The organism is Fuerstiella marisgermanici (genome assembly GCF_001983935.1).
Classification (GTDB): Bacteria; Planctomycetota; Planctomycetia; order Planctomycetales; family Planctomycetaceae; genus Fuerstiella; species Fuerstiella marisgermanici.
The window spans coordinates 7360642-7386524 of the sequence record NZ_CP017641.1 but is presented as its reverse complement, the minus strand read 5'-3'; the positions used below and the strand labels follow the sequence as shown (position 1 = coordinate 7386524).

Genomic DNA, 25883 nt, shown 5'->3' with positions numbered 1-25883 from the left:
GCAGGCTGTTTTCGACACTTCACACACCAACAACGACACATCACCCACTTCGCGGCGGGATTCGACATTTCACACACCCAAGGCGAGCCATCGACACTTTGCACACCAGTTGACGACACTTCACACACCTCATAACGACACTTTGCACACCGGGCGATCTGAAAAGTCGCGTTGATTCAAGGACCTGCGACTCATTTCCACAGCCGTAACACCTCTATTAAACACAATATAAACACACCCACGCTGTGGATAACTTCGTGGTGTTCAGGATATGGACGGACTCATCGCTCGGGGCAGTGGGAAAAGTGTAAAGGGTGAGTGTTCGGCCGACTGGCGGTGCGAAAGTCCCCTCCTCCCGTGAATACGGTAGCCCGGAATTGTGTCACGTCTGAACTTTGATTGAGCGTTGACAGTTCCGGCTTCACAACGCGCATCTCGACGGAAGAACATCGTGCTTGATTGAAAGGCGATCGGCATGGCATCGTAGATCTCATGACACGTCACGTTGCCGTCTATCTTCGAGTGAGTTCCCGTCAGCAGGATACGGCCAGCCAGAAACCGGATCTTGATCGTTGGGTTCGCGGTTACGCCGATGGTCGCGATGTAATCTACTACGAAGACAGTTTTTCGGGCAAGACGATGAACCGCCCAGCGTGGACCCGGCTCATGAAGGCCGTCCACGCCGGAGACATTGAACAGATTGTTGTCTGGCGACTGGATCGACTTGGCAGAACGGCAAAAGGACTCACGTCGCTGTTCGATGAACTGCCACAGCGGAACGTGGGCCTCGTGTCGATCAAAGATGGTCTCGACCTCAACACGGCCGCCGGGCGACTCATGGCCAACGTACTGGCCAGTGTTGCTCAGTATGAAACTGAAATCCGAGCCGAACGCGTCCATGCCGGCCAGCAACGGGCCAGGGCTCAGGGCAAGACATGGGGCGGATCACAGCCGGGGCGACTGCTGTCGCTGACTTCGGAGCAGGTGGAAGCGATTCTCAGATTGAACGACGAGGGGCGACCTAAAGCGGCGATTGCCCGTGCTACTGGTGTCAGCCGACCAACGGTCTATCGCGTGCTGCAACAGAATTGCTGACCGTCGTTTCACCACAAGTACGGCGATCTGGTGTCGGTCGCAATTTCTTGACAACATACGAGAGATTGACTCGGGGCAGGATCAACGCAATTGGTTTGTTGTATCTGTCAATCAATGCTGGACTGCGCCGAATGCCGGACAACAGGAACAAGCACTGATCCACCTGTACCTCAAACCGGCGGCAGATCTGGAGTGATCCAGTCAGAGGCCGTTCTTGAGCGTCTACAGCGAAGGTTCTTTTTTCTTGCCAAGTAGTAACATTTAAGTTACTATAGATGGGTGGCGATGACGAAAGTGGAAAATGGTTGAGGTTAAGCAGTACGAGACGAAAAGCGGGCTTTCACCATTCGCGGAGTGGTTCGATTTACTGAATGACGACGTCACACCGCGATTGGTTGCGGCAATTCGGCGCATGGAATTAGGGAACTTCGGCGACGTGAAACCGGTGGGCGGGGGCGTGTCCGAGCGGCGATTGGATTTTGGCCCCGGCTACCGCATTTACTTTGGGCGTGACGGAGCCGACCTTGTCATCCTGCTCGTTGGCGGAACGAAAAAGCGGCAGCAACGCGACATTGAAACCGCTCAAGATTATTGGGCGGATTACAAACAGCGAAAGCGAGAAGCCGCCAAAGCGGCGAAGCCCAAGGATGAAGAACAAAAGCCGAAGAAGAAGAAGAAGAAACCAAAGCGAGGAAAGTAACCATGGCACTTACACGAGAATTCATTGAAACGATCAAGGACCGAGCAGATAAGAGTCCCGCGTTTCGTATTGGTCTATTGCAGGAAGCGGCCACCGCGTTCGTGACGGGTGAACCAGAATTGGGCCGCATTCTGCTTCGCGACTTCGTGAAATGCACGATTGGTTTTGAGAAGCTGGCCAACGAACTCGGTGCGAAATCGCCAAGCGTCAAGCGGATGCTGAGTGCGAAGGGAAACCCGAGTTCGAACAATCTGGCGGCGATCATCGACATCCTGCAGAAGCAGGAAGGTGTCACACTCGACGTGGTCACGCAGGGTAAACCGAAGCCAAAACGCTCACTCGAAAAGGTGTGATATCAATCGAATACACTACGTCGCTGATGGATCGATATTGCGTTGAGCAAAGATCTCCGCTTTCGATCGCGAGGCCTCTCAGAACAGCCGGCCGTGTGGCGGCGGCGGAGCCGATGCTGACGGTGGCGGTGCTTTCGACTTTGATGCTGAGGAGCCGTTCGCGGCGGATGCGAAGGAACGGCTCGCTTCTGAAGCCGGTTCGTTATGGTGCTTCCACTGGAACTCCTCTCGGAGATCATCGACGGCGTTCCGCAGGACTTCCACCTGTTCAGACAGAACGCAAATGGCATCTGCCAGACTTCTAAAGTTGGCCTCCTGCTTCCGGTTTCCGGACTGCAGGTTGGCGTTCAACTTGTCGAGGGCGCGGCTGATGTTGTCAACTGTCTGACCAAGCCCGGCGTCTGAATCTGTTTTCTGTGACATGCGTAGCGACGTAGCACGAATTCACGCGAACTGTCCAGTCTCGGAAACGATTGCCTGCTGTTGATCGACGAATGTTGACAACGGAATGTTCACCGGTCTATCGTCGTTCGTTGAAAAACGTAGCGAGGACCAGTGTTACTACAGATCAAGGAAGAGTTTAGTCGGGTTAAGGGAGCCGACACACTGGCCTCCGTTGCCAAGCTCATGCTGAGTCGTGAACACGTGTTTGACCAGCAGAAGGAACATTTTGTGGGCGTTGGGTTGTCGGTGAAGAACGACATTCAATACGTGGACCTGATATCGTTGGGAACATTGGACGCATCGCTTGTACATCCCCGCGAATGCTTTCGGCATGCTGTCGAACACGGTGTCAGCTCGATTGCGTTCATTCACAATCACCCGAGCGGTGATGTGGAGCCGAGTCCTCAGGATGAAAAAGTGACCGAACGGCTCATCGCGGCAGGAAACATTCTCGGCATTGAAGTGTTGGACCACGTCATTGTCGGCAACGAGTCCGATGCCTTCTACAGCTTCCGCAGCAGGCAAGTCGGGCTGTGGTTGTAAGACGCCATTACGAAGACAGACTCCCCTACTCTCGGCTGGCCGAAACTTCACGATCGATCAACTCACGGACGAATTCAGAAATCTGCCGATCGTTCTTTGCACAGTGCATCTTGAGTTCGCGGTGAGCATCGGCGTCCATATCGATCGTTAGGCGTTTGCGGCGACCGACCGGCGGCGGACGTGCTTCGACGTTTTCTTCCACCCATTGGTTGGCTTTCGCCGATTTGCGGGCACGGGCCGTCATCGAAATTGTCTTGCTCATTTGATCCTCCTCAGTTCGCTGACCAGTTTATTAATCTCCTTAGCTCCCTTGGAGTTCCAGCCGCTCAACACGGTCGATCCGGTGGCCATGCTTTCGGGGAACGCCACTCGTTGGCCAACGTCGGATTTCAGAACGGGGACTTCCAATTCCTTCAGGGCTTTTCGCACGTCGCGGCCAATCGCCGTGTTTGCGATTTTGCGGTTCACCACAAGGCAGCATTTCAGGTCATCGCGATACACCTGAGCTTCTCGGATCAGGTCGACGGTCTCGGCGGCGGCCCATACATCCAGTGGGCTTGGCAACAGCGGAATCACGACAATGTCCGATGCCAGAATAATCGACTTGGCGAGTTCCGCAATTCGTGGCGGACCGTCAATGATCACGTCATCGTAATCACCCGACAGCAGGTCAATTTCTTTGTGCAGGGTGGGCTTGGCCATACCGACAACGGTGAAGCTCGGTTCATCGCGGCAGTTCGACCACGCCAGGGCGCTTCCCTGCGGGTCGGCATCGATCAGCAGCACCTTTCGCTTCAGTCGCGTCAGTTCGGCGGCGATGTTGATGGACAGTGTGGTTTTGCCGACACCGCCCTTCTGGTTCAGGAGAGCGTAAATCATGGGTTCCGTGTTTCTGTGCCTGTGGCGGCACGAGGTTGCGATTCCACGCTGCCACGGCAACCCAGATATTGCAACTTCGCATTCCGCTTATCCACAGAAATCCGGTTTAGCCCGTCTGGTTGAATCGACAATCATCCCAATGAACGGCGAATACTCGCGATGAAATACTCGCAGCCAACTCAAGGAGCTGCTGCAGGTGAGGCCAAGCGCACAGTCACGATGAAGTCTTTAGTCAAAGATCTCCTGCGGCAAATCGCGGCGGTCAAAGCGGGCAGGACTCAGGCTGTCCCATATATCCGTCCAAGTCCTACCATTCGCTGCCTTGTCGGAGCCACGAAAGAACGTGACGTCTTCTGCAATATCATCTGTCAACGGCATTCCGTCGGAGCCAACCGGGAGGATGTGATCCAACTTTTCGTTAGCTCCCATTAGAGCAAAGCAGATGACACGACCTATTTCGTAATCGTAGCGGCCATCTTTGAAAGCGGTGGGCCAGACACAGAACCAGTTTCCGTCTGCAGGCAGGATCTGCTTTATTACCCATTCAGTCATTATTCGTCCCCTTGCGAGTAGAGAGTTTTCCGAAACCATACACCACTACGATCCTGAATACGACAGCGAGGAGGGCTCATACTGGCTGTGTTTCGCGCGAAGCTTAATCGTTTTTACCCACAACTTCCTTTCCCATTGCCCCCGCGAAAGTTGCCGTATTCGCAGCAGCCGCGATAAAGTCGAAGCATGGTGTCACGTTCCGACGAACTCGAAGAAATGAAACGCATTGACTTGTGTCAATACGCCGCATCACGCGGGTTCGTTCTGGACCGCAGGCAAAGCAGCAAGTGCAGCGCCGTTCTACGGCACAGCAACGGCGATAAACTCGTCGTGTCGCGTCAGCCGAACGGCCAGTACGTGTACTTCAACGCGAAAGGCAACGACAACGGCACCGTGATCGATCTGATCCAGACACGGGATCGCGTCTCACTGGGCGAAGTGAGAAAGCTGTTGAGACCGTGGCTCAACCACTCCGCCTCCCCTCCTCCCGAACTGCCAACATTGCCGATCAGTCTGCAACCGTCTCAACACGATGCCGCTCGCGTGCTGGCCGCATGGATCGAGGCACGCCCCATCGGTGCGACGGCACACTACCTCGAAAGCGAGCGTCAGATTCCTCGCCACGTTCTGCAACACGAAAAGTTTCGCGATCGCATCCGGATGGATGAACGCCGCAATTCTGTGTTTCCGCATTTCAACAAATCCGGTTTGTGCGGTTTCGAACTGAAGAATCGTGGCTTCACGGGATTCTCACCGGGCGGAGTCAAAGGACTTGCCTGTTCGCGGCCGGAGGAGGGCGATCACCAAATGGTCATCTGCGAGACGGCCATCGACATGCTCAGCTATGCCGCTTTGAAAGGCGTGGATGGCAAGCGGTTCTTCAGCACGGCCGGACAGATCAGTCCGGTGCAGGCGGAATGCCTTCGATCCGCCGCCGAAAAGATGCCGACTGACGCGACGATTGTTCTGGCTCTCGACAACGACGAAGGCGGCCACAAGCTGGCAGACCAGCTTCGCGAAGCCACCGCAACCACTGGCCGCACTGTCATCGAAGATTTCCCACTACATTCCGGTGACGATTGGAACGACGTCCTGCGACAAACGAGTCCCACCGCCAAACCAGAACCGACACCGTCGTAACACCGCACCGACGATTCGCCGTAAATGTTGTTCTCTGCAATTGCGGTGATGCTGCGATACGATCAATCGTCGCGATCAGGTTTCTCCAATCCGTTGTTGATCGTTTTCCCCAGTCTGGCCGAGGGCTTCGGCAATTCAAGCAGCCGTGTTGCCACTGCGTGGCTGCCCGCACCCAGACTGCTTGAGTTGCCGAACGCCGCCCTCGACCTGTCGTCCGTGGAAACCAACAAACGAATGGAGAAACCACATGACACAACTCATCGAACTGCCCGCTGCACCGTTCAACGCCAGCCGCGTTCCACATTTGACCAGCATCCACGCTCAGCCGTATAAGGAGAATGCGTCGATTGGTCTCAGGCGCATACTGATTAGTTTTCCCAACCGAAAGTGGACACGGGCCGATGACAACTGCTGGTGTCTCTGTCTGCTTTTCAGCCGCCGGATGGAATCTGCGTCGGCGTGTCCGACTGGTGCAGGAAGGCGGTTGGCTTATTTCCCCGAAAACGTCGCCCATGAACGGAGTTTGCTGAGGTCGACCGGTACCCATATGCTTAAGAAATCAACTCCGCCGGACACGGCTTTTGACGTCGGCAGCCGTACCAATTCGAGGCACGATTCTTCCTGCGCCTCCGTCAGATAACGCTGCCCGACCAAGGGCACCCAATTTGAACGGGGGTGTCAGATGAGATTAGCCGACGGCAGAATCGACCAGAGCAGCGGAAAAGGTTACGCTACTGCACTGCAACGACGAACACCAGACTAAAGAATCTTTCGCACTCAATGTCCCCTCCGAATACTCCAAATTTTGTCGTGAATGTATCGCCCGTTCGCGTGGATGGTGAGGCACTTCGCGTACTTGAGTTCAGCTACAAGAGCAATGAACAATTGCGAGAACTGAGACAGCGATACGCGGGGCAGTACGTGTTCAGGAGGGAAGGGGCAAGCCAGATCAAGGCGGTCAAGATTTCCGAGTCAGCCCCAGAGATCGCGGGCCGAACGTCGTCGGTACTAGTCGAACGACATTTGTGGCTACTCGCTGACGTAATTAGCGAAGGCTGCATTTCAGTGGTGTCTGGAATGGGAAGGCCCATACTACGCACGCGTCCGCTAGAATTTCTGGCATTGGGTCCGCAAGACAATTTTATGCAACCGGGTGGGAGCAACACGGATTGGCTCGCTGTCCGCCCGCAGTTCACAATTGAACCTCGTATCTTTCAGTTTCCGAATCAGCGAGCATTTCTTGGAATCGTATTTGGTTGTCGGACTAAGCGAATAATCGAAAAAAACTGCGATGACTTGATAGCAGAGGGCATGAATCTCACTGGGCTCTATGTCGGAAAACGGACTGCTGACCGTGATCGACGAGTATCGCCACGCTTCAACATAATTGGGCGAGTATCGGAGGTCGTCGGAAGCGATCTGGTACTCAGCGATACACGTGACGAAGACACAGTCGTGCCCGCCCGCGAGTGTCACATTGATTTGGATCCAATAGGCTTTGAACGCGTGGCAGAGCATGCTTTCGGGAGAGAATGGCGGCGAGTGCGGACGACGTTGGATCAAAGAATCGCAGAATTTTCCTCCGGTCCCGGCAGGTTTGCACGGCTGAATCGCATTCAGAACTACTTCGCCCTTGAAGTTCCGTCGGCCATGCCACCGGAGATTGAAATCTCACTGGAAGCGTTCGTAAATAGTGAATCAGCCAATTTTCCGGACATTCGACGGTGTCCTCGACCGACCTACGTATTTGATGAATTCGAACAAGCTTGTGACAAGTGGCATGATCGAGGATTAAAGGAATTCGGGCCAGTATCCAAGAACAAGTTCCGAGATCGGAACCTGAAATTCATGGTGATCTGCCAAGAATCATATCGATCCAAGGTTACCGATTTCGTCGAGCGTTTTCTGAACGGAGTGCAAACCCAAGTTCAGAGTGGCAAGGCTGGCCCATTCGATTCCGGATTTAGCGGCAAGTATCGTCTCAACGAAATCACGGTCCAATACTTCACGACGCCAGACGGCACGGCGTCTTCATATAGCCTAGCGGTTGACGAAGCGACTCGGAACGGAAACGGCTGGGATTTCGCTATAGTTCAAGTGTTGGATGCTGACAAGTCTCTACGCAGTGATCAGAGTCCTTATTTGGTCACTAAGGCACGACTACTGTCATTGAAAATCGCGTCTCAAGAGTTCACGCTTGAGACTGCTGAACTCCCGATCAGTCGCTTGGCGTACGCGTTAAACAACATGGCGCTTGCCACGTATGCCAAGCTGGGAGGAACGCCGTGGCTCTTGCGGTCTCCCGATTCGGGTGGACAAGATTTGGTAGTTGGCCTCGGAAGCGCCAATGTGGGCCACGGCAAACTTGCTGCGCGCGATCGTCTGGTCGGAATAACAACGGTGTTTTCGGGAGATGGGAGCTACCGCTTGAGCAACCTCAGCAAGTCCGTCGCGTTTGAGCATTACCGTCCCACACTCGTCGATACCGTAGTGGCGGCAGTGAATAAAGCGTCGATGGATCTACATTGGGATCCACACTTACCGATCAGACTGACGTTTCACTACTCCTTTAAGTCCTTCAGCCGTGAAGATGTTCATGCCGTTAAGGATGCAGTGAACACCATCGTCGACTGCAAGATCGACTTTGCATTTGTGAATTTCTTGAGGTCAAGTCCCCATCTAATATTTGATCTTCGACAACAAGGTGCCTTTGATGCGATGTCACGACAGTTCAAAGGAGCGTACGCACCTGACCGCTCGAGCTACTTGCAACTTTCGAAGAGCCAGATTTTGTTAAACCTCGTTGGCCCGAAGGAGGTGAAGCGACCGGCGGACGGCATGCCGCATCCGGTTCTTATTGACTTACACCCCCTGTCAACCTTTAGGGACATGGGCGCCATCGTGAATCAGATCTTCGCATTTAGTTGTCACTCATGGCAAAGCCTAAATCCTTCTTCGCTTCCGGTCACAATTCAGTACTCGAATTTAATTGCAAAGCAATTAGGGCAACTAAGCCGACTATCGAGTTGGGATGCACATTCGATGGCAACCGGAATTCATGGTTCACGCTGGTTTCTATGATGAGACCGATGAACCAGTGCTAGATGCGTAGATTCGCCGAGCTGCTTTTTGCACACTCTCTCCCCTGCCTGCTTCTGAGACTTTCAGCAGTGAACGGACGCGGCGATCATCAACCTCTGTGGTATGCAAATCGTACTTTTTCACTAGTTCGACCCAGCGACTCCTAGGCTTGGATGAGAACAACTTCAAGAGTATTGCTCTATCTGCTGCTAGGCAACCGTCTAAGTAGTACTGCCATTGCTCCTGCGAGAGATTGTCCAGAAGCTTTGATGCTATGGGGCTTGCGTCCCATGAATTGCCGAAGGAGTTTCCAAGCCAAATCGATAGGATTGCGGTCATGCAAAGTGGAAACGCCGGTTCTGGAATCGTCGTCCCCAGGTTCTCAAGTAGCCGGATTTTTGCGGGCTCGTTGTAAAAATTATTCATACTCTCATGGGCTGAAAGCACCTCTCGAGCTGCTCGTGTGAAGGTATTTGACCTGAGGTTTTCTGGGACGAAGTCAAATCCCTTTACCTTCAACAATGCTTTCTTGAGGTAGCTTAATGGCGATTTGCTACCGTCGTTGAATAGCTGAGCATACGTCTGCCCCGCCTGCCATCGCTGCGGTTTTTTGAGGTCAGGCCACAGGAGCGGCAGGACCGTATTGATATTCGCTCCGACATGTTCCAAGCTTGCCCCGCTCGTTGTCTTGAGCAGCGCTAACAGAACGCTGAGAGTCGTTCGTCTGTAAAAGTACGGAGATGCGACAAGTGATGTAATTGCTTCTGACTCTGCGGAAAGATTTGTTTCTTCCAGCTGCTTACGAAAGTCGGCAAAACTATGTGCTACTTCAATAATTGGCTGAGCAAGTACATTCTTTACACAAGCTCGAAGGCAGCCGATTGCCTCTTCTGGTTCCATCATCGCCTCTTCATCGGCATCAGGTTGAGAACTGAGGCGAGCAAAATAACTGATCACTTCATGAGATTGGCGCATACGGAAGCAATCCGTATGCGCTATCATCCCTAGATCCTCGGCAAGAGAGATTGCCTCTGTGTCTGTCACGCAATTTCTGACGTCGCTGTACTCGTCTATGTCAGGACGTTGGAGCATCTCACCAACAAACTCACTACCGAGCGTCGCCAGCTGTGCCTTCAACACGAACATTGCCTTCGACCAAATGAAGGTCGTGCCCATTTCATAGTTTTGCGACTCGAACGCCGAAATCAATTGTTTTGACTCTACTGAACGCAGATGCCTGACAGCGTACTTTATGATTTCTGATGGAGAGGTAGCGCTTGCGGGGACAACAGCCCCCTGCTTGGCATCCCATGGGATCATTTCTCCACTCATGGAGTCACCTCCGAGATCTCAGTGTCGCCATCTTGCGACCGAAAAAAAGCTGCGACCAAGTCGTTCTTCGATACCAGTTGCGTCAAGCCCCCAAAAGTACGGCGTCTCGATCCGCCAACGATTCGAGTTCCAGCCTCAGTTTTGCTTTGTTGAAGAAACCCACGGTAGGCGATAATCAAGCCATCCGTTCGAGCTATGAGAATTCCGTCCGATGCAAGCATTCCTTCGATCAGGGCACTTGCCGATTCGAGGCGCGCGACGGATTGACTGTCACCGTATTTATGAAAGTTCTCCACGCGTTCAACGAGGTCGATCGGATGGTCCAATTGCACCGCATCGCGCAGTTTAGTTGGTAGTTTCTTTCGGCGGGCGCTCATGACAGCAATCAACGCACCATGCGATCGATTTAGAGAATCGAACAAGCAACGTTCTAGAAACCTGCGGGTTCGATCACGCCCGGCCCCCTCGACAGCACTGGTGAGCACGCGAGCAAGCGTGGCTAGCGTCTGGGCCGGATTCGGGCTGTCGTAGCGCAAATCTGAGAAAAACACACACCGCGCATGACCATTGCTCCCTCGAATCTCGACACAATTTTCAGCGACGCGACGTATCAGCAAGGCAAAGATCTCTGACTCCGAGGTGTCGCCGATAATGGCTTCTTCTAGGGTAAGTGAAAAGGGCACGTCCGCAGACGCAATGACGCCGTACTGAAAGGTCGTTGGATCTCCTCGCTCAACGAATATGGACCAGCCTCCTCGCGCCAAAGGAGCGCATTCCTTTAGTGCGCTACGAATAGTGGTGTCCTCCTGTGGACCGTTACCTAGCCGATGAAAATCACTTGACGGAAGAAACTGCGCAATTTCCTCGACGGAATCGCAAAAAAACACTTCTGGGGAAAGTGAAATACCTTCTTCCTTATAGGACGCCAAGCTTGCCGCGAATGCAACAAGAGCAGAACATGTTCTCGAACATTCAACGCCTTCGTCCTTTAGGAAATCATCGAGCTCTCCTTTCAGCTGTGATCTAAATGTTAGAGTTCGGGTGTTCACACGAATTCCTGAAAATTTGACTCTTGACAATGAATTCTATCAGCATGGCACCGTTTTGGAATCTAACAAGTGCTGCCGTGCCCCAACGATGCCAATCCCTGCACACTACGCAACGTCATCGAGCAATTACAGAAGGTGACGTAGTGTCCGATTACGTTGATGGCGGGGGGCATCCGATCAAGGGTAGGATGGTTTTATAGGCCACATACAAGTCGGGCCGTAGCCGCGCGAAGCCGACCCGTCCGACGCAGGCCGAATCTCCGTCGAACGCCCGGGGGGGGCCGATGTGCATGGGCAGCCGGTGTAATTGTTTCGTCCCATCGTCAGTGCGTATTTCGTTCTTTCGTGTCCACGACTCGCCAGCTTGAACATAAGCTAACAGCTAACCGGTTCTCCCAGCGGTTCAGTGTCTTAGTTCTCGCTTGACCGTACGAACCGAAGCGTCGATCTCGCGCAAACGCTGGGAAGATTCTGATTGACGCAACGACTTGAGTCATGCGAAAAAGAACCGCGTGAATCAAAAACAAGCAGATAGGGGCAAGCCGATGACACTAACACCTCAGGTGCTTTCCCGCCCGAAGTGGTAGGGCGGCATGGCGAAATCGAAGCGGTCGCGACGCGACATTTATCAGGAAGTGACTGAGCGGATTCTCGAACTCCTCGACGCCGGAACGGTTCCGTGGCGAAATCCGATTCGACGCGGAGGAGGGGATGGGTGGCCGAAGAATCTGCAATCCGGAAAGCAATATCGCGGGGTCAATGTCTTCCTGTTGGCCGTTGAAGCCATGCAACGCGGTTTTTCGTCGGATTACTGGCTGACGTTTAAGCAGGCGAAGACCAAGGGCGGAAACATTCAAAGGGGAGAAAAGTCTTCGCTTGTCGTGTTCTGGAAGCAGATCGAGAAGGAAGACAAAGAAACAGGCGAAGAGATCAAGCTGCCCGTGCTACGACATTACAACGTGTTCAACGTCGAGCAGTGCGAGGATATCGATCCGCCGGACGCGGTCACGCCCGATCCTGATGCACCGCCGTTTGAGCCGCTCGCTGCCGCCGAGAATATTGTCGCCGGATATCGCGACGGGCCAGCCATCGAGTATGGCGGCACACGTGCATTGTACCGCCCCTCGAACGATCAGGTGCTGATGCCCGAACCTGAAAGGTTTGAAAGCCGCGAAGCCTTTTACGCAACGCTTTATCATGAATTATCGCATAGCACAGGGATCAGCCGTCGACTGAACCGCGGACTCGACGAGAACCCCGCTCCGTTCGGCAGTCCGGACTACAGTCGCGAAGAACTCGTCGCAGAAATGTCCGCTGCGTTTTTGGCCGCCACCGCCGGAATCAGCGAACCGACAGTCGAGCATTCCGCCGCCTACATCGACAACTGGCGGAAGAAGCTGAAAGGTGACAAACGTCTCGTCATCACTGCTGCCGGAGCCGCTCAGAAGGCCACGGATTGGATACTGGGCACGACGTTCGAAGACGCTGCAAAACTGCCGCCAATCACAGGCGATCAGGCAAGAATGAATCCTCCTGAAGCTGAGGGCGTGGCCATCGCACCATCAACGCAACTCGAACTGTTTTGAACAGCAATCTGTATTCACGATTTTCCGTACATGCGGTCCTACGGTTTTGCGATTGTCGCTGAAGGGATTGACTTCCTGCACGGACATTTCCGAATTGACGGACTTCTCTGTCGTGAAACAGGTTCAAACATTTCCGGTGTCGCAGTTCCTGTTACGAGAATAGCTGTAGAGGTTCGAAATCGCCCGACACTTGCGCGTTTTCGATTCGCAGCCATTCCTGCAATACGGAGGCATACACGCTTCGAAAATCCGTTGTGTGCTCTGGGGCGTTGTTGGTCAGAGTCTCCAGTTCCGGGTGTTGACCAAGCAGACCGCCTTTAACGGATTTACCCGCGACGAATACCGGGCCGGCGGTTCCATGGTCGGTGCCGTTCGAGGCGTTTTCCTGCACTTGGCGTCCGAACTCGCTGAAGCACAGGACGAGGACTCGATCTTCCAGACCGGCAGCCGCTATGTCGTCAAGGAATGCCTTTAGTCCCTGCGATAGCGTTCGCAGCAGCCGAGAGTGTGATGGCAATTGGACCGAATGCGTGTCGTATCCGCTTTGCATTGCATAGTAGACCCGTGTCCCCATGTCGGCCTGAATCAACTGGGAAACTAGTCTCAGTTGACTAGCCAGCTTTGAAGACGGATACGATACTGATTCGCGTTTTTTCTGGTTGACAATATCCGTCAGAAGATCGGCCGTTGCATAGGCGTCGACGGTTGTGCGATTGATGAATGACGAAAGGTCACCGTCGCTTTCACTTGCGGAGCCGTTCGGCAATGGGCCGGGGCGGAGGTTTATGTCGGTCAGCATATCGCCGATGGTGTCGAAGGCAGAGGACCTACTCTTGCGGCCTCGCAGGGCCACCGGAGTTGCCTGGTTTCCAATCAGAACGGAACTCGGCGCATTGCGTTTTGGTGCAGGCAGAGTATCGAGTGATCGGCCAATCCAGCCGAAGCCGTTGTGTTCTTCCCGGTCAAACCGAGCCGTTTGCCAAATCGCCATGCTCACATCGTGTGAACGATTCGGGTTCGGGTAGCCGACTCCCTGAACAATGGACAATCGCTCGTCTTCGAATAGCTCTGCGGCATTTTCCATCGCCGGATGCAGGCCAATTCCTTCGGCAACCTTGTGAAGTCGATCTGTTGGCAGCCGTAGTACTCTTCGATGTTTTTGATATGCCTCGTCCGCAAACGGAACCACGGTATTCAGCCCGTCATTCCCGCCGCTGAGTTGGACAACCACCAGAATCCGCTCGTGTTTCTCGGCTTCGGTTGCACTCGCTGTTTGCTGTAGAAAGGCCGGAACCGTCGGCGTGAGTGCCACCAGCGAAGATGATTTCAGGAACTGTCTTCGATTGAACATTATCCGTCCCCACCGTTGCAAAAGAAAATGGTCGCCAACTCAGGGTCTGAGTTGGCCGGTTCCGGCACGAGTTGCTGCCACGCATGGCAAGTCGTGTCCAACTAACACAGCTGCGATTCCGGAGATGCCAGCATCCGCCCGACAAAACGACGAACCTCTTCCTCCCTCGTCGTCTTCAGGGAATCTGTTCGGCTCGGCTCTTTACCGTTCCCAAGCAATAACTTCGAAAGGAACTCAGCTGTCTCGGTCGCATCGTTTGTTCCGGTGTGTCGTTTCGCCAGTTGAAACGCATCATCGGGCAACGGCGAGTAATGGAGTTCGCCGGCAAGCAGGGCAGCCGCAAATTTGCCACGACCGATCATTGACCGAGCGTTGATCCAACGGCGACCGCCTTTCCAGCCGAATACATTCGGTGGCGAAAACAACTCCTGCCCCAGCCGGTCGATACTTTCGGCTAACAAGAGTGTGCTGGGTGGCTTGTCAACCAGTTCCAATGCACGCACGGAACCGACGACAAAGTCAACCGGCGCGGCCACACGTGTACTGATGTTCTTCTGGAAAAAAAACAGGTTCGATCGCAGGATCGTTTCGACCGCCCCACGGATATCCAGCTCGTGGTCGCGAAGTCCAGCTGCCAGTTGATCGATGACGTCGGATGTCGCGACACTTGCACCGAGAAAAGTATCACACAACCGCCACGCGATCCGTTGCGATGTTTCCGGCCGAGACAGCAGGATGCCCAGCAAATCGTCTCCAGTGAACGCACCGGTCTTGCCCAGAACAGCTTTTTGACTCACATCGTGATGTTGAACGTGATCGCGAAACGCTCGGCGCGAAACGGTCCAGCCGGTGACACACTTCGCCGCGTTCTTCACGTCGTCTTCGGTGTAGTGTCCTTCGCCCAGAGTGAAAAGTTCCATCAGTTCGCGAGCGAGGTTTTCGTTGGGGTGTTCTTTGCGATTGGCCGCCGCGTCCAGCCACACCAGCATCGCCGGATCCTTGACGACTGAGGTCAACAGGTCGCCAAACGCCCCGGAAGCATGTTTGCGAAACAGTAGATTTTGTCGCCACATCATTTCAACATCGTCAACCTTGACATTCGACGTGGCGAAGTGATTGTGCCACATCAATGTCAGCCGCTCGGTCAACGGATCGGGCGAGAAAATTATCCGGTAGATCCACCATGCTTTGAGGCGGTCGATATTCGCCGAGGTCATGGCGGCATGACCAATCGTGTCGGCCATTTCACCGAACTCGGCGGGAACTCCGACGGAATGACTTTCTCCCGCCAGAAACCGATCAACACTTGCGCCGACACCATCGGTCAGATCCCGTTGCAATTCGGCCCACGTGCCGCCGAATCCGGCTCGCCGATGAAGGTGCCACACACGCTGGAAATTCCAGGGCTCATCCGCGCTGGGTTTCCAACGGTTCAAAATGGCTGAAGTGGATGGCATTTTTGAATCCCTACTTCACTTCAAAATTCCCTGACTCTACCGGAATCTATGTGATGGCGTTCTGAACCACGAATGGCACGAATTTTCGGCGTTACGATTCGTCAAATTCGTGGTTGTAAACTCTGAAAGTGGCGATCAGAACAAAGAGAACGGTCGAGCCAGAAACTTTCTAAAATCAAGATTAGCCTGTATGAAATTGCCTGACACGGTCAAGAGTCTGTCGTTAACAAAGCTAACGCGAACTCGATTGCGTGCTGCCTTTGGATTTCTCCGTCTCCTCGACCACTTCGTATTGGTACTTATCCTTCTTCGTGAATGTCCCGAGATCCAGAGTCTGCCCCGGCAAAACAGTTGTTTTCATGCTGACTGTGAGACTCGGGCCACGTTGTTCCGCTGGTTTTGCGCGAATCATATATTCCGCATTGGGAATGATGTCTGAGATATGGACGCGACCATTCTCATCGGAGTGGTGAAAGGAATCGAAGACACGGTGGACGTGGACTTCAATGTCCGGCAAAGGCTCACTAAGACCATCAACGAAACGCAGCTTGATACTTCCTGTTGGCTGCATTCGCACGGTGAGAGGTTTTGATGGCAGGCCGTCAATCGTGATGGCTGTTCCCAGTTTGCGTTCGGCGTGATGAAAATAGACCCGACGTTTCTGAGCGGGAGCTAGATTTGTCACCGTGAAATCGGCGGTTTTCAGGGGCACGGCAGGATCGGTTAAGTCACCCAGCCCGCGGACTTTGACTCCTGCAAGAGGCTGCCCGTTGTCGTCCACAATCCTGCCTTGAAGAGAACGACCACGAAGTGCCGTGAGGTCCACTGTTAACTGTGTTGTGTCCTTCAACGGGCTGATCAGCCTCAGAGCATGTTTGTCGAACATGCCGACCAAGCCATGGGTTTGTTCCCCTGCCTGAGTACTCAAAGCAGTGACCCCGCCGCTGACGTCCTTCATAATGTCTGTTGTGAGTTCCTCCAGTCGTCTCACATCAATCTTTGGCGGTACATATCCGGCAGCAGTTGTTCGAGCAGTGAGAGCTCCCGGGCCAGGCAGCACGGAAATTTCGTACGTTCCATCATCACCGATGACGCTGGTTGCAGCAGGATTCGCAACATCCGCGTCACCAATCGTTCGCCAGTTTTCGTTTCCGGCCAGCGGACTGTACATCAACGTGCCACTCAACGGCTGTCCGGTGTCGCGATCCGTCAACTTTCCCTTCACCGTAATACCCGTTGCCAACGTCACGTCGAGCGTGATCGGCTGCAATCCCGGTGAGTCAGTTATCTCAATTTCCTTGTTGAAGTACATCGTCCCGGGTGGTTCAAAGATCAATGGTCGGTACATTTCCATCTTTGGCAAGCCAGTGATTTCGTAGCGGCCATTCGCGTCGGTCGTCACGGGATTCAGCATAATGTGCCACGACGATTGACTCGAAATTCTGACGCCGGCAACGGGTTGCCCCGTGGCTGTGTCCGTTACGGTGCCGCGAACGGTGCGAGCAGGGGTTGCGACGTGTGTGAACTGTGCGAAGTAGGTACTCTCCGGAAGTCCTTCTCGGACATCGACGGCCCCGTGCGGTTTTAGTTTCTCCGGAGTCGCTCGCGTGATGATCCTGAAACGACTCGCGCCAATGCCGCCACCAATGGCTTCCAGCCGAACACTTCGATCTGCTCCCATTCCGTCGATGCGAAACCGCCCTTCGGCATCCGTCACGACTGAAGAAAACTCTGGGCCACCGCCGTTGAAGGGTGGTGTCGGCGAGTTTGTGTAAACTCCGGACGACCCAACCGTCCCTCGAATAATCTCAGCAAGGGTGAGGTCTGGACTCTTTTCGCGCACGTGGTTGACGGTGAGTTTCACACCGACGGCCGGTTTTCCGTCCAGCGAAAGAATCTGTCCTTCAATCGAGAGGTCTTTGACAAGTTCCAACGTAATTTCGTCGTTGAGATCCGAAGCTTCTACATCCTTCCACGCCCAGCCGAAACCCGGTGCCGTTGCGGCCAGCCGGACCATACTGTCTCGTATCGTTGTCGTCCCTGCGTCGAAACTTCCATCTGCCTTCGACTGTGTGAGTCGCTTCCATTTCGTCGGCCGAAACTCTGAACTCCACCGCGTGCTTGAAACGGCTTGTTCCGCTATCCACACGACAGCGTCGCTGAGCGGATTACCTTCCGGCCCAATAACCCGGCCAATGAGTGTGGCCCGGGCCGTTGAATCGACCGCGTCCGCTCTTAAAGTCTCCGGGTATTTGCGTCTGAGTTTCACGTCGCCGACGTCACGTGATCCCGCCTGTTCAACACTGGTGTCAATAAGGATCTGCCCAACCCCATCGTTCCCCGAACCACTGACGTTGTATTTGTATCCGGGCACTAGGCCGCGAATTAAGAACTGTCCGTCGTCACTGGTTTGCAAACGCAAATCCTCGATGCCGTTGTTCTGCCCGGGGATTCCCTCCCCCCATAGTCGAACACCTGGCACCGGCGCACCGGTGGCGTCGACAAGTCGCCCACGGATCGCAGCGGCGGACTGAAGCGTGACCGTCAAGTCTTTCGGCGCTTTGCCTTCCAGTTTTAGGTAACCGGCCAGGTTTCGGTCGACATGAAAAAAGAACAGCTGACGAGCTCTGTCAGGGTAATACCCTTCGACTCGGAAAAGGTTTTCAGTGTCGTCATATCTGGCCGGTTGAAGTGAATCGTCGGTCATGACAATCAATCCGTCGGTGATCGGAGCCCCGTTAGGATCCAGAAGTTTTCCGGTGACCGGCTTTCCTGAGGACGGTGCAAGAGTCACTTCGACCGCGTCGGAATCGACGGCCAGATTGATCTCTCGGTAAATCGCGTAGTCAGTCGACAAAAGGAAATGCGGCTGAGTGAGGAACATCGTTGTCGTCCCGCCGGGATTGTTTTTGGAAGGGACTGTGACACCAGCTGCGCCGACACCTCGTTCGTAGCTACCAAAATCGTCCGGCCTGAATGTTAGTATTCCGCGACCAGGGGGAACTGCGATCGCGAATCGGCCCTGCGAATCAGAACGCCGTTCATAGCTGAACGCTCGGCGAAACTGTGGGAACTTTTTAAGCAGCTCGTTGCCATTGTCTGCAAAGTATTCCACAGACCCTGACAGGGGTTTGCCCGTCCGATCGTCCTGCGTTTTTCCTCGAACCCAGATACCTTTCTTCAGTCGGATGTCTTTCTCAATCTGGGCGGCATCTATTTTCGTTTGAATCCGAGCACCAGCCGGAACGTAGGCTGTTATCGATTGGGGTTGAATGTAGATCGATTGGTGATCGCCAACCGGCAGCCCTTCCAGCCGATATCTTCCGTCGGCATCGGTCGTCGTAGTGATCCACGGTTTGCCACCAATCGTAAACGTCGTGCTGGCTCCGGCTGCAATAGATACGGCTGATATCGGTTCACCCGTATCAGCATCCGTAATGCGTCCGACGACAGGTTTAGATGGTCCGGCCACATGTGTGAACTCGGCCGGATAGTAGATATCTCTGTTGTTCGGGCGGTCTCCCATTCTCCAGGAATTAGGGACTTCGAACGTCTTGCCCTTTCGTGTCCGGGCCTTGATCATCTTTGCCTCGACACCAGCTCCGCCGACCAGCAGTTGAACGACTCGTTCCCGACCAATTCCCTTCATCACGAAACGACCGTCCTTGTCGGTCTGCACGTCCGGGATAGCTGCCGCTAGCTGAGCGCCGTTGGTTGCCAGTGGAGTTTCTTTCCGCAGTGAATAGGAATCGGCCTTGTCGGCTTTCGACGCCGCTTCCCAGGAATCTAGACTGCCCGTTCTGTTGAACCACATTCGATCAATTCGAATGCGTACGCCTGCAACCGGCTGACCTTCCGTCGAGACAACTCGGCCGGTGAGAGGCACGTCATCGTAGACCAGTTGGAACTCTCGTGTGGGATTCTGCTGTTTCGCATCGGCTGATGCCTTCGACAGCATCGGTGAATGCTTCGCGGCTCGACCAGTCGTTTCAAACGCGATCGACCAGTCTTTTGCAAATCCGTAGTTTTCGGCGACCGCCACCAGACTGCACATGTAGAACGCGCTATCGGATATGAAGTCACTTCGCTCTGAATGGAATTCGAAACGCCCATCGGCGTCGGTTGCCGCCATCGGTTCCATGTGCTTCCGGGCTGCGTAGCCACCCGGCGACCAATAGACGAAGAATATCTTTGCATCAGGAACGGGTTGGCCAGTCGGGGAAACAACCCGGCCTTCGTATTCCAGCGTCACGTCCGGCAGGTCGGCGGCGACAGGTTTCGCTGTTGCGTCTGCAGCGTTTTCATCATCTCCGTCAGCAGGTGTTTGCACTGCCGGATCTGTCGGATTGTTGTCGTTGCTCTGTGCGGTAACGGCCAGCTCGGACGCCTTCGCCGCCGGTCTCACGATCGCAATGCCGGTGACAACCAGAATCGCCAGCGCCAGTAACAATCGACCTGCCATTCGGCCTACCGGGACATGCGAACCTGCCTGGTCCAGCAACGACCGGATGCGTTGTTCAAGGTTTGTCGTTTGCGCCATGGCTATGGCCGTGGGCAATACAAGGAACTGGTAACTGCGAGCCATCTCGACCAGTTCGCGAGCGTATTCCGACGGCCGTGCACCGGTCATCAGCACGCAGTCATCGCAGGCCAGTTCTCGTTCAATTCGCAGTCGCCGCAGCGCGTACCACGACAACGGGTGAAACCAGTACAACGCGCAGACCAGTCGCGCGACGAGTTGCCAGGCGACATCCAGTCTTTTTACGTGAGCCAATTCGTGGAGCAGCACCAGTTCGCGGCGTTCAGCGGTCCATTCTCGCCAGGCAACGGGGAACAGCACGACCGGCCGCAGGATTCCCCAGGTGATGGGAACAATGGCGCGATGGGTTTCCAATAGAGTGACCTGTCGCCGCAGGCCCAGGTTTAAGCTGAGTCTTTGCAGTCGAGTCAACTGAGGCGCGTCATCAACAGACTGAGCCCCTTTTTGCAACGCCGCGTTTCGACTGAATCCGATCGCCAGCGGCCAAACGGTGAACAGAAAGCCAATGCCCCACAGACAGCACACGACAAACCCCGATGCATCGGAAAGCAAAGCGGATTCTCTGGCGCTGTTTTTTGCAGTCGCAGATGCTCTTGTTCCGGCTCCGACTGTCGTCTCTGAATCGTCCAGCGATGGTATGTCTTCGTCGAAGTTCATGGAGGGATTCGGCGATTGTTGAACGATGTCATTCCCCAGTTCCGCAGATGCCTTCCCGATCCGGTCCGGAAGAAGCGATAGATGTTCCGGAAGGTGATCGTCCGTTAGTTCTTCTGGTTCGCCGCCAATTTCTGAACGCGGCAACAGCGGCGCAACAGTGTTTTTCGCAAGTGGTGGCAGGATCGGTAAACGCAAACCTGGCAGCATCGTTGTGAGCAACGGCAAACTCAGCAGTCCACAACACGCGAGACTCCAGACTCGATGCCGGACGGCTGCGGAACGACGACGAAGCAGGATGTTTGCAAAGACGGCCAACAACAGCACGGCCGTCGCTTTGATCGCAATGTCGGCAAACAGAACAACCGTGCCGTTGGGAATGAACTCAACCGTAGTTTTCAGGAATTGACTCATTACTGTCCCTCCTTTCGAGCGTCATCGATCAGTCTTTCGATGCGTTTGAGATCTTCCGGGGACAGTTTTTCCGAATCGAAAATCGCCGCGACAGCATCAGGAGCCGACCCGCCGAAAAACGTCTGCATGACATGCTTCAATGCAGACTTCCGAGCGACGGTTGGTGACTGAGTCGGCCGATAGACATATTTCGTGCCTTCCTGCCGATGTTTCAGAAACCCCTTGCTTTCGAGCAGCCGGATCATTGTCCGCACGGCGGAATAACTGGGCGGGTCGGCGAGCTTCCTGAGAACGTCGGTGACCGAACCTTCGCCAAGTTCGAAGATTACGTCCATTATCTGACGTTCCCTAGCACCCAGATCTTTTTGCTTCTTTTTGCCCATAGTCAATTTTCCGTGATTGGTTGGTAGCTGCGGGGGCGTGGCAATGCACTGCCAATGGCAATGTACTGCCAATGGCAATGTACTGCCACTTACTGTCCAAAGTCAACGCGGGTTCATTGATCGGCGGAAAAAAATCTCAAAGCGAGATGACCGTCGCCTTCCTGGATCGAATCCCACGAAGCGATCACAGCTACACATTTCCACACAGGTCAATGACGACTAAGCCACACCAGTGACGATCCAGCGGCACGTTGGTCCATCTCTTCTCCGAAATTGGTGCGTCCAGTCGCCCCAACCACGCTTGAACAAGTGTCAACCATCGGCGGATGGCGACCGGAGCAGTCCGCATCATGAATACCGTTTTGCGATTGTCGGTGAAGGGATTGACTTCCTGCAAAGATTCCTGCTTCCTTCCATTGGAGAAATGAGCTCTGGCGATTGCCAGCCTCGATTCGCTGAATGCCAGCTTGGCCCATCGTCATCAATGGCCTGCCCGCACAAACGTGTGGTCCATGACGCCGCTGTTCCAAGCTGGCTTCGGGCGCGTACGGCTGGCAAAAGCGAGCCTCATTTAACCAACAACAAAGGAGACAGTTATGTCACAGCAAAATAATCAACCCGTTCACCGCATTCGCTTCGGCCTCGTCAGTGCCGCGATCTTCCGGAATACTTCGTCCGAAGGTCAGGATTTCTTCAACACGACGTTCGAGCGAGCCTACCGTGACGGAGACGACTGGAAACACACGAAAAGTTTCCGCAGGGACGATCTGCTGGTTCTCGCCAAGCTGAGCGATCTGGCACACACATGGATCTGCGGACAGATTCAGGACGATGCCGATTCCGATCAGTCATAACCTTCAGGGCGTACCGGACCAGCTTCGGTACGCTCTTTCACCCGTGGCACTGCACACCCACAGCGATGCGAAATCGTGAGTGGATCGGTTGTTGTAGTTTTCGCTTGTCCGTGCTACCTCTGAGACAAAGCATCACCGCAACACGAATGCGGAGGAGGGACGCCGATGAACGATCAAACCAAACTCACGGGCCATTTAGAACTACAGCACGAATCCAGTGGGCTGCGGCACTATCTCGACGGCCAGCCCGTCCACGCCGGATCACTAATCGAAGTCTTCACCGAATCCACCGGATGGACACCGGCCCGCTACGAATGGTCGTTCCTCGAATCGCGACCAGCCACAGCATGGATCAGCGACGAAGAGATCGTCGACTTAGATCCAGACATGCCTGTTCGATGGCCTCGTCCGGCGATTGAATGACTGATAAGCGAAATTCGGAGCGGGGCGATGGGAAAGGGGCGAGCCGATTACTTTGATTCGTGCCCTGCAACCGTGGCGCCTCACGCCGAGCGGCAGGGACAAACAGCAACTCTTTTCCCATTGCCCCGCGTCAGCCCGTATTATGTTTGCAGTGGCCTACACCATCTCGTCTGCGATGACCTCAATGGTGATCTCTTCAATCGTAGGTATTTCTTCAGGCCGAGAGACGTCGCGGGGGTCGGCCACATGCAACGAACGCACGCGACCGAGGCCGAGCAGCGTGGCCAGTTCTGTTAGCAGGCGACCGGAAATCGAAATTCGGTAGTGTGCCACTCCCAGCAGGGCCAGCTGGATGAAGCCGGCATCTCGAAGTCGGACTTCCCGCAAATCTGAATAGGGAAAAGAAACAACTTCGCCCGATCTCAGATGCAGTTGAAACATCATGGGCATTGAAGCCCCGGTGTCGAGAATCTGCCATGCGGCTGAATCGTCGACCTTCGGAAGGCCAGCCTTCGGCAAAAAGTGAACCGATGCAGAATTGGGTGACATGGCGTTAGCTTCTCCTTAATCCGGGCGGAGTGGGGACCGGCGAAATTGGGCGGTTGTTCGTGAGGCGTTGGCGGACCTGAGGCCCGAAATTCTGCCACCACCGACGCACCCGTTCCCGCACATTCGCTCGTCAGGACGCGGTAGCGGCGGCCGCGAACAAACCCGCCTTTGGCATTTTGGTGAAACTGTACAACCAAGCCATCGCGATCATAGCTCTACGAATGGCTTGTACCGAGATCGTGCGGCTGCTGCATGGAAACACATCCGGTCGAAAAACGTACGAATCCAGTTTCATTCCCGGGCTTCACGATCGGTGCCTGATTTTCGAAAGCCGAAACACGCGAAGATTGGATACCGATTCTTCACCACCACGCGGACGGCTCGGACGTGTTTCAGCGATGTCATTTTGAACGGCATATCCAATACTGCATCGCATCCATTGCGGTGCAGTTATGGACCACTGATATCCTTCTGTGCAACAAGAAACCGTGTTCTACGCAACGTGACCTGATCGCTGATCCACAACCAACGGCGAAATCACTGCGTTGCTGTATGACTATCGCTGGGCTGCCGTCACCTGCTGGGCCATTCGTAGAGAACCATCTAACTATTATGAGCAAGCGAGTTTGCTGTTGAGAGTCTGTTCCTTCTATTTGACTGACGATCCACGCAGTTTCCTGCTCTTCCAATCGTGTCGCAAGGGTTTGTCTGCAGCCGACGTGAAGAACGCCAGCTTCAACAAATCGCGTTCCGCGAAGACCCTTGCGACACGATTGGAAGAGCAGAAGTAGGTCTGCATGGTCAATCAAACAGAAGGAAACATTATGACACAACAAACCTCAACAGACACACTTTCAAAGTTCTTCACAGACTTTCCCGGTCCTTACAGCTTGGCACATGGAGTCGATAGCGTCGATCGGACCGTCGATCTCTTTTGCAAGTCTACGCAGCAATTCATCTTGGGGCTGAGCTACTGGGAAGATCAGCAAACGGCCAAAATCAATGCCCGGACGATTTGCATCGCACTGGAGTCAGCACGACAGTCGAAAGCCCAAACAGCTCTCACAGAGGCCGAGACTCAAACAGTCCGTCAGTTCATACAGATGACTCCTGGCCCGTTCCGCACCCGCTTCTTCCCAGAAACCGGAGGACGTATCACCTCAAGACCAACTTGGACGGTCCAGTGCATTCACACCGGCGAGGTCATCCTCGGTGTCGAGTCAGAGGAGGGCTGCTCGAGTTGCCAACAAATCACGACTGCAGTGAACCAAGCTCTGGGGTTACTCCGAGATCAACTTGCGGATCAACCGTGAAAGGTGGTCACCGATTTTGTGTTGACGCAGTCGCCGCCGTTGTGGCACAACGAGGCACTGCAACAATCCAACCGTCAGACTGTCACAGTCTTTAGTGATAAGACTGCCGGTCAGACTTTGAGAGGAGCGATGGCAAAACGAAAACAGCGTCGTGATATTTATCAGGAAGTCACCGACCGAATTCTCGAGCTCATGGATGCTGGAACCGTTCCTTGGCGAAGCCCGATCCGACGCAGAGGAGGGGACGGGTGGCCGAGAAATCTGCAGTCCCGGAAACCCTATCGCGGGGTGAATGTTTTCTTGTTGGCCGTCGAGGCGATGCAACGCGGCTTTTCGTCAGATTACTGGCTGACCTTTAAACAAGCTTTGGCCAAAGGTGGAAATGTCCGCAAAGGCGAAACGTCTTCGCTTGTTGTTCTCTGGAAGCAGATTGAGAAGGAAGACAAGGAGACCGGCGAAAAAACCAATCCGCCAGTACTGCGTCATTATAACGTCTTCAACGCCGAACAGTGCGATGGAATCGATCCGCCGGACGTTGCCAAACCCGATCCCAACACACCTCCGTTCGAGCCATTGAAGGCGGCGGAAGATATCATCACCGGCTACTGCGAGGGGCCAGACGTCAAGTTCAAGGGAACTCAGGCTCTGTATCGCCCCTCGACCGATCAGGTCGTGATGCCAGAACCCGATCGATTTGAAAGTCCTGAAAGCTACTACGCGACTTTGTTTCACGAGATCTCCCACAGCACTGGACACAGCAGTCGTTTAAATCGCGGTCTCGATACCAACCTGACAGCCTTTGGTAGCCCGGACTACAGTCGCGAGGAGCTTGTGGCTGAAATGTCTGCCGCGTTTCTCGCGGCAACCGCCGGAATCAGTGAATCAACCATTCAACCAGCTGCCTCATATATTGACAACTGGAGAAAGCAGCTCAAAGGTGACAAGCGTCTCGTCATCAAAGCGGCAGGAGCGGCTCAAAAAGCGGCCGACTGGATCCTTGGGACACGTTTCCCTGAAGCGACGAATCCGCCACCGACAGATGCGGAGCCAAATCTGCCTTGTCCTATCAAAATCGATCTTGTGCAACAGCCGACGACGAAGCAACTCGAGCTGTCTTGAACGACGATCAGCCTCTACGGTTTTCCGTGTCTACGGCGTTGCGGTCCCAAGATGTCACACATGCCGGGTTGA

23 protein-coding genes are annotated in these 25883 nt (G+C 54.3%); 11 read left to right on the top strand and 12 right to left on the bottom strand.

All coding sequences use genetic code 11. The features are described from left to right. The first annotated feature begins 492 nt into the window (after window positions 1-492). The 3 genes from Fuma_RS27770 (at window position 493) to Fuma_RS27760 (ending at window position 2148) form a co-directional block, all read left to right on the top strand. A complete protein-coding gene (locus tag Fuma_RS27770; RefSeq protein WP_077026987.1) occupies window positions 493-1095 on the top strand; it encodes a recombinase family protein in 603 nt (200 codons plus the stop codon). Window positions 1096-1396: 301 nt separating this feature from the next. Beyond that, window positions 1397-1795, top strand: a complete 399-nt coding sequence (locus Fuma_RS27765) for a type II toxin-antitoxin system RelE/ParE family toxin (RefSeq protein ID WP_077026986.1) — start codon at window positions 1397-1399, stop codon at window positions 1793-1795. 2 nt (window positions 1796-1797) lie between these two features. Next, window positions 1798-2148 carry a helix-turn-helix domain-containing transcriptional regulator gene (locus Fuma_RS27760; protein ID WP_077026985.1) on the top strand — a complete coding sequence of 117 codons (351 nt, stop codon included), beginning with the start codon at window positions 1798-1800 and terminating at the stop codon, window positions 2146-2148. A gap of 78 nt (window positions 2149-2226) precedes the next feature. Here the strand turns inward: Fuma_RS27760 and Fuma_RS27755 are convergent, their stop codons facing one another. Then, window positions 2227-2571 (bottom strand): hypothetical protein, encoded by a 345-nt coding sequence (locus Fuma_RS27755; protein ID WP_077026984.1) that lies wholly within the window; start codon window positions 2569-2571, stop codon window positions 2227-2229. Window positions 2572-2703: 132 nt separating this feature from the next. Between Fuma_RS27755 and Fuma_RS27750 the strand changes: the two genes are divergently transcribed. Further along, entirely contained in the window at window positions 2704-3135 is a 432-nt protein-coding gene (locus tag Fuma_RS27750; protein WP_083732374.1) for a JAB domain-containing protein, read from the top strand. A 25-nt stretch (window positions 3136-3160) separates the two neighbouring features. On the opposite strand, the gene Fuma_RS27745 is transcribed toward Fuma_RS27750, so the two are convergent. The 3 genes from Fuma_RS27745 to Fuma_RS27735 form a co-directional block, all read right to left on the bottom strand. After that, window positions 3161-3397: a plasmid partition protein ParG gene (locus Fuma_RS27745; RefSeq protein WP_077026983.1), complete on the bottom strand. Its 237-nt coding sequence runs from the start codon at window positions 3395-3397 to the stop codon at window positions 3161-3163. Beyond that, entirely contained in the window at window positions 3394-4014 is a 621-nt protein-coding gene (gene parA, locus Fuma_RS27740; RefSeq protein WP_077026982.1) for a ParA family partition ATPase, read from the bottom strand. The genes Fuma_RS27745 and parA overlap by 4 nt, the downstream gene beginning before the upstream one ends. Window positions 4015-4242: 228 nt before the next feature. Further along, complete coding sequence (locus Fuma_RS27735; RefSeq protein WP_077026981.1) at window positions 4243-4566, bottom strand: hypothetical protein; 324 nt, start codon at window positions 4564-4566, stop codon at window positions 4243-4245. Window positions 4567-4782: 216 nt separating this feature from the next. Here Fuma_RS27735 and Fuma_RS27730 point away from each other — a divergent pair, with 216 nt between their 5' ends. Next, entirely contained in the window at window positions 4783-5706 is a 924-nt protein-coding gene (locus Fuma_RS27730) for a DUF3991 and TOPRIM domain-containing protein (protein WP_218922315.1), read from the top strand. 1455 nt (window positions 5707-7161) lie between these two features. Continuing rightward, window positions 7162-8787: an argonaute/piwi family protein gene (locus Fuma_RS27720; protein WP_145944419.1), complete on the top strand. Its 1626-nt coding sequence runs from the start codon at window positions 7162-7164 to the stop codon at window positions 8785-8787. Here Fuma_RS27720 and Fuma_RS27715 read toward each other — a convergent pair. Together Fuma_RS27715 and Fuma_RS27710 are read right to left on the bottom strand one after the other, a co-directional pair. Then, window positions 8782-10119, bottom strand: coding sequence for a hypothetical protein (locus Fuma_RS27715; RefSeq protein ID WP_077026977.1), 1338 nt, complete (start codon window positions 10117-10119; stop codon window positions 8782-8784). The genes Fuma_RS27720 and Fuma_RS27715 overlap by 6 nt on opposite strands. Then, complete coding sequence (locus Fuma_RS27710; protein ID WP_077026976.1) at window positions 10116-11168, bottom strand: hypothetical protein; 1053 nt, start codon at window positions 11166-11168, stop codon at window positions 10116-10118. Before Fuma_RS27710 ends, Fuma_RS27715 begins: the two co-directional genes overlap by 4 nt. Window positions 11169-11761: 593 nt before the next feature. On the opposite strand from Fuma_RS27710, the gene Fuma_RS27705 reads away from it, so the two are divergent. Continuing rightward, window positions 11762-12754 (top strand): ArdC family protein, encoded by a 993-nt coding sequence (locus Fuma_RS27705; RefSeq protein WP_077026975.1) that lies wholly within the window; start codon window positions 11762-11764, stop codon window positions 12752-12754. Window positions 12755-12905: 151 nt separating this feature from the next. On the opposite strand, the gene Fuma_RS27700 is transcribed toward Fuma_RS27705, so the two are convergent. The 5 genes from Fuma_RS27700 to Fuma_RS27680 all read right to left on the bottom strand — a co-directional run bounded on the left by Fuma_RS27700 (window position 12906) and on the right by Fuma_RS27680 (window position 21950). Next, the gene (locus Fuma_RS27700; protein ID WP_077026974.1) at window positions 12906-14105 is read right to left on the bottom strand and encodes a DUF1501 domain-containing protein; all 1200 of its coding nucleotides are present in this window, start codon (window positions 14103-14105) and stop codon (window positions 12906-12908) included. Between the two features lie 101 nt (window positions 14106-14206). Next, window positions 14207-15562, bottom strand: a complete 1356-nt coding sequence (locus Fuma_RS27695; RefSeq protein ID WP_077026973.1) for a DUF1800 domain-containing protein — start codon at window positions 15560-15562, stop codon at window positions 14207-14209. A 232-nt stretch (window positions 15563-15794) separates the two neighbouring features. Then, entirely contained in the window at window positions 15795-21170 is a 5376-nt protein-coding gene (locus Fuma_RS27690; RefSeq protein WP_077026972.1) for a M56 family metallopeptidase, read from the bottom strand. Further along, window positions 21170-21553 (bottom strand): BlaI/MecI/CopY family transcriptional regulator, encoded by a 384-nt coding sequence (locus Fuma_RS27685; protein ID WP_077026971.1) that lies wholly within the window; start codon window positions 21551-21553, stop codon window positions 21170-21172. Before Fuma_RS27685 ends, Fuma_RS27690 begins: the two co-directional genes overlap by 1 nt. A gap of 190 nt (window positions 21554-21743) precedes the next feature. Next, complete coding sequence (locus Fuma_RS27680; protein ID WP_077026970.1) at window positions 21744-21950, bottom strand: hypothetical protein; 207 nt, start codon at window positions 21948-21950, stop codon at window positions 21744-21746. Between the two features lie 199 nt (window positions 21951-22149). Between Fuma_RS27680 and Fuma_RS27675 the strand changes: the two genes are divergently transcribed. Then, window positions 22150-22407 (top strand): hypothetical protein, encoded by a 258-nt coding sequence (locus Fuma_RS27675; RefSeq protein WP_077026969.1) that lies wholly within the window; start codon window positions 22150-22152, stop codon window positions 22405-22407. A 165-nt stretch (window positions 22408-22572) separates the two neighbouring features. Then, window positions 22573-22830 carry a hypothetical protein gene (locus tag Fuma_RS27670; protein WP_077026968.1) on the top strand — a complete coding sequence of 86 codons (258 nt, stop codon included), beginning with the start codon at window positions 22573-22575 and terminating at the stop codon, window positions 22828-22830. Window positions 22831-22986: 156 nt separating this feature from the next. Here the strand turns inward: Fuma_RS27670 and Fuma_RS27665 are convergent, their stop codons facing one another. Next, complete coding sequence (locus Fuma_RS27665) at window positions 22987-23379, bottom strand: hypothetical protein (RefSeq protein ID WP_218922313.1); 393 nt, start codon at window positions 23377-23379, stop codon at window positions 22987-22989. A 797-nt stretch (window positions 23380-24176) separates the two neighbouring features. Here Fuma_RS27665 and Fuma_RS27655 point away from each other — a divergent pair. Continuing rightward, window positions 24177-24692, top strand: coding sequence for a hypothetical protein (locus tag Fuma_RS27655; protein ID WP_145944418.1), 516 nt, complete (start codon window positions 24177-24179; stop codon window positions 24690-24692). Between the two features lie 129 nt (window positions 24693-24821). Continuing rightward, window positions 24822-25811 (top strand): ArdC family protein, encoded by a 990-nt coding sequence (locus tag Fuma_RS27650; RefSeq protein WP_077028591.1) that lies wholly within the window; start codon window positions 24822-24824, stop codon window positions 25809-25811. The last annotated feature ends 72 nt before the right edge of the window (window positions 25812-25883 follow it).

Excerpts from the sequence above, each read along its gene's own strand:
- Fuma_RS27770 (WP_077026987.1), top strand. The coding sequence starts at position 493 with ATGACACGTCACGTTGCCGTCTATCTTCGAGTGAGTTCCCGTCAGCAG.
- Fuma_RS27765 (WP_077026986.1), top strand. The coding sequence starts at position 1,397 with ATGGTTGAGGTTAAGCAGTACGAGACGAAAAGCGGGCTTTCACCATTC.
- Fuma_RS27760 (WP_077026985.1), top strand. The coding sequence starts at position 1,798 with ATGGCACTTACACGAGAATTCATTGAAACGATCAAGGACCGAGCAGAT.
- Fuma_RS27755 (WP_077026984.1), bottom strand. The coding sequence starts at position 2,571 with ATGTCACAGAAAACAGATTCAGACGCCGGGCTTGGTCAGACAGTTGAC.
- Fuma_RS27745 (WP_077026983.1), bottom strand. The coding sequence starts at position 3,397 with ATGAGCAAGACAATTTCGATGACGGCCCGTGCCCGCAAATCGGCGAAA.
- parA (WP_077026982.1), bottom strand. The coding sequence starts at position 4,014 with ATGATTTACGCTCTCCTGAACCAGAAGGGCGGTGTCGGCAAAACCACA.
- Fuma_RS27735 (WP_077026981.1), bottom strand. The coding sequence starts at position 4,566 with ATGACTGAATGGGTAATAAAGCAGATCCTGCCTGCAGACGGAAACTGG.
- Fuma_RS27730 (WP_218922315.1), top strand. The coding sequence starts at position 4,783 with ATGAAACGCATTGACTTGTGTCAATACGCCGCATCACGCGGGTTCGTT.
- Fuma_RS27715 (WP_077026977.1), bottom strand. The coding sequence starts at position 10,119 with ATGAGTGGAGAAATGATCCCATGGGATGCCAAGCAGGGGGCTGTTGTC.
- Fuma_RS27705 (WP_077026975.1), top strand. The coding sequence starts at position 11,762 with ATGGCGAAATCGAAGCGGTCGCGACGCGACATTTATCAGGAAGTGACT.
- Fuma_RS27700 (WP_077026974.1), bottom strand. The coding sequence starts at position 14,105 with ATGTTCAATCGAAGACAGTTCCTGAAATCATCTTCGCTGGTGGCACTC.
- Fuma_RS27695 (WP_077026973.1), bottom strand. The coding sequence starts at position 15,562 with ATGCCATCCACTTCAGCCATTTTGAACCGTTGGAAACCCAGCGCGGAT.
- Fuma_RS27690 (WP_077026972.1), bottom strand. The coding sequence starts at position 21,170 with ATGAGTCAATTCCTGAAAACTACGGTTGAGTTCATTCCCAACGGCACG.
- Fuma_RS27685 (WP_077026971.1), bottom strand. The coding sequence starts at position 21,553 with ATGGGCAAAAAGAAGCAAAAAGATCTGGGTGCTAGGGAACGTCAGATA.
- Fuma_RS27675 (WP_077026969.1), top strand. The coding sequence starts at position 22,150 with ATGTCACAGCAAAATAATCAACCCGTTCACCGCATTCGCTTCGGCCTC.
- Fuma_RS27670 (WP_077026968.1), top strand. The coding sequence starts at position 22,573 with ATGAACGATCAAACCAAACTCACGGGCCATTTAGAACTACAGCACGAA.
- Fuma_RS27665 (WP_218922313.1), bottom strand. The coding sequence starts at position 23,379 with ATGTCACCCAATTCTGCATCGGTTCACTTTTTGCCGAAGGCTGGCCTT.
- Fuma_RS27655 (WP_145944418.1), top strand. The coding sequence starts at position 24,177 with ATGGTCAATCAAACAGAAGGAAACATTATGACACAACAAACCTCAACA.
- Fuma_RS27650 (WP_077028591.1), top strand. The coding sequence starts at position 24,822 with ATGGCAAAACGAAAACAGCGTCGTGATATTTATCAGGAAGTCACCGAC.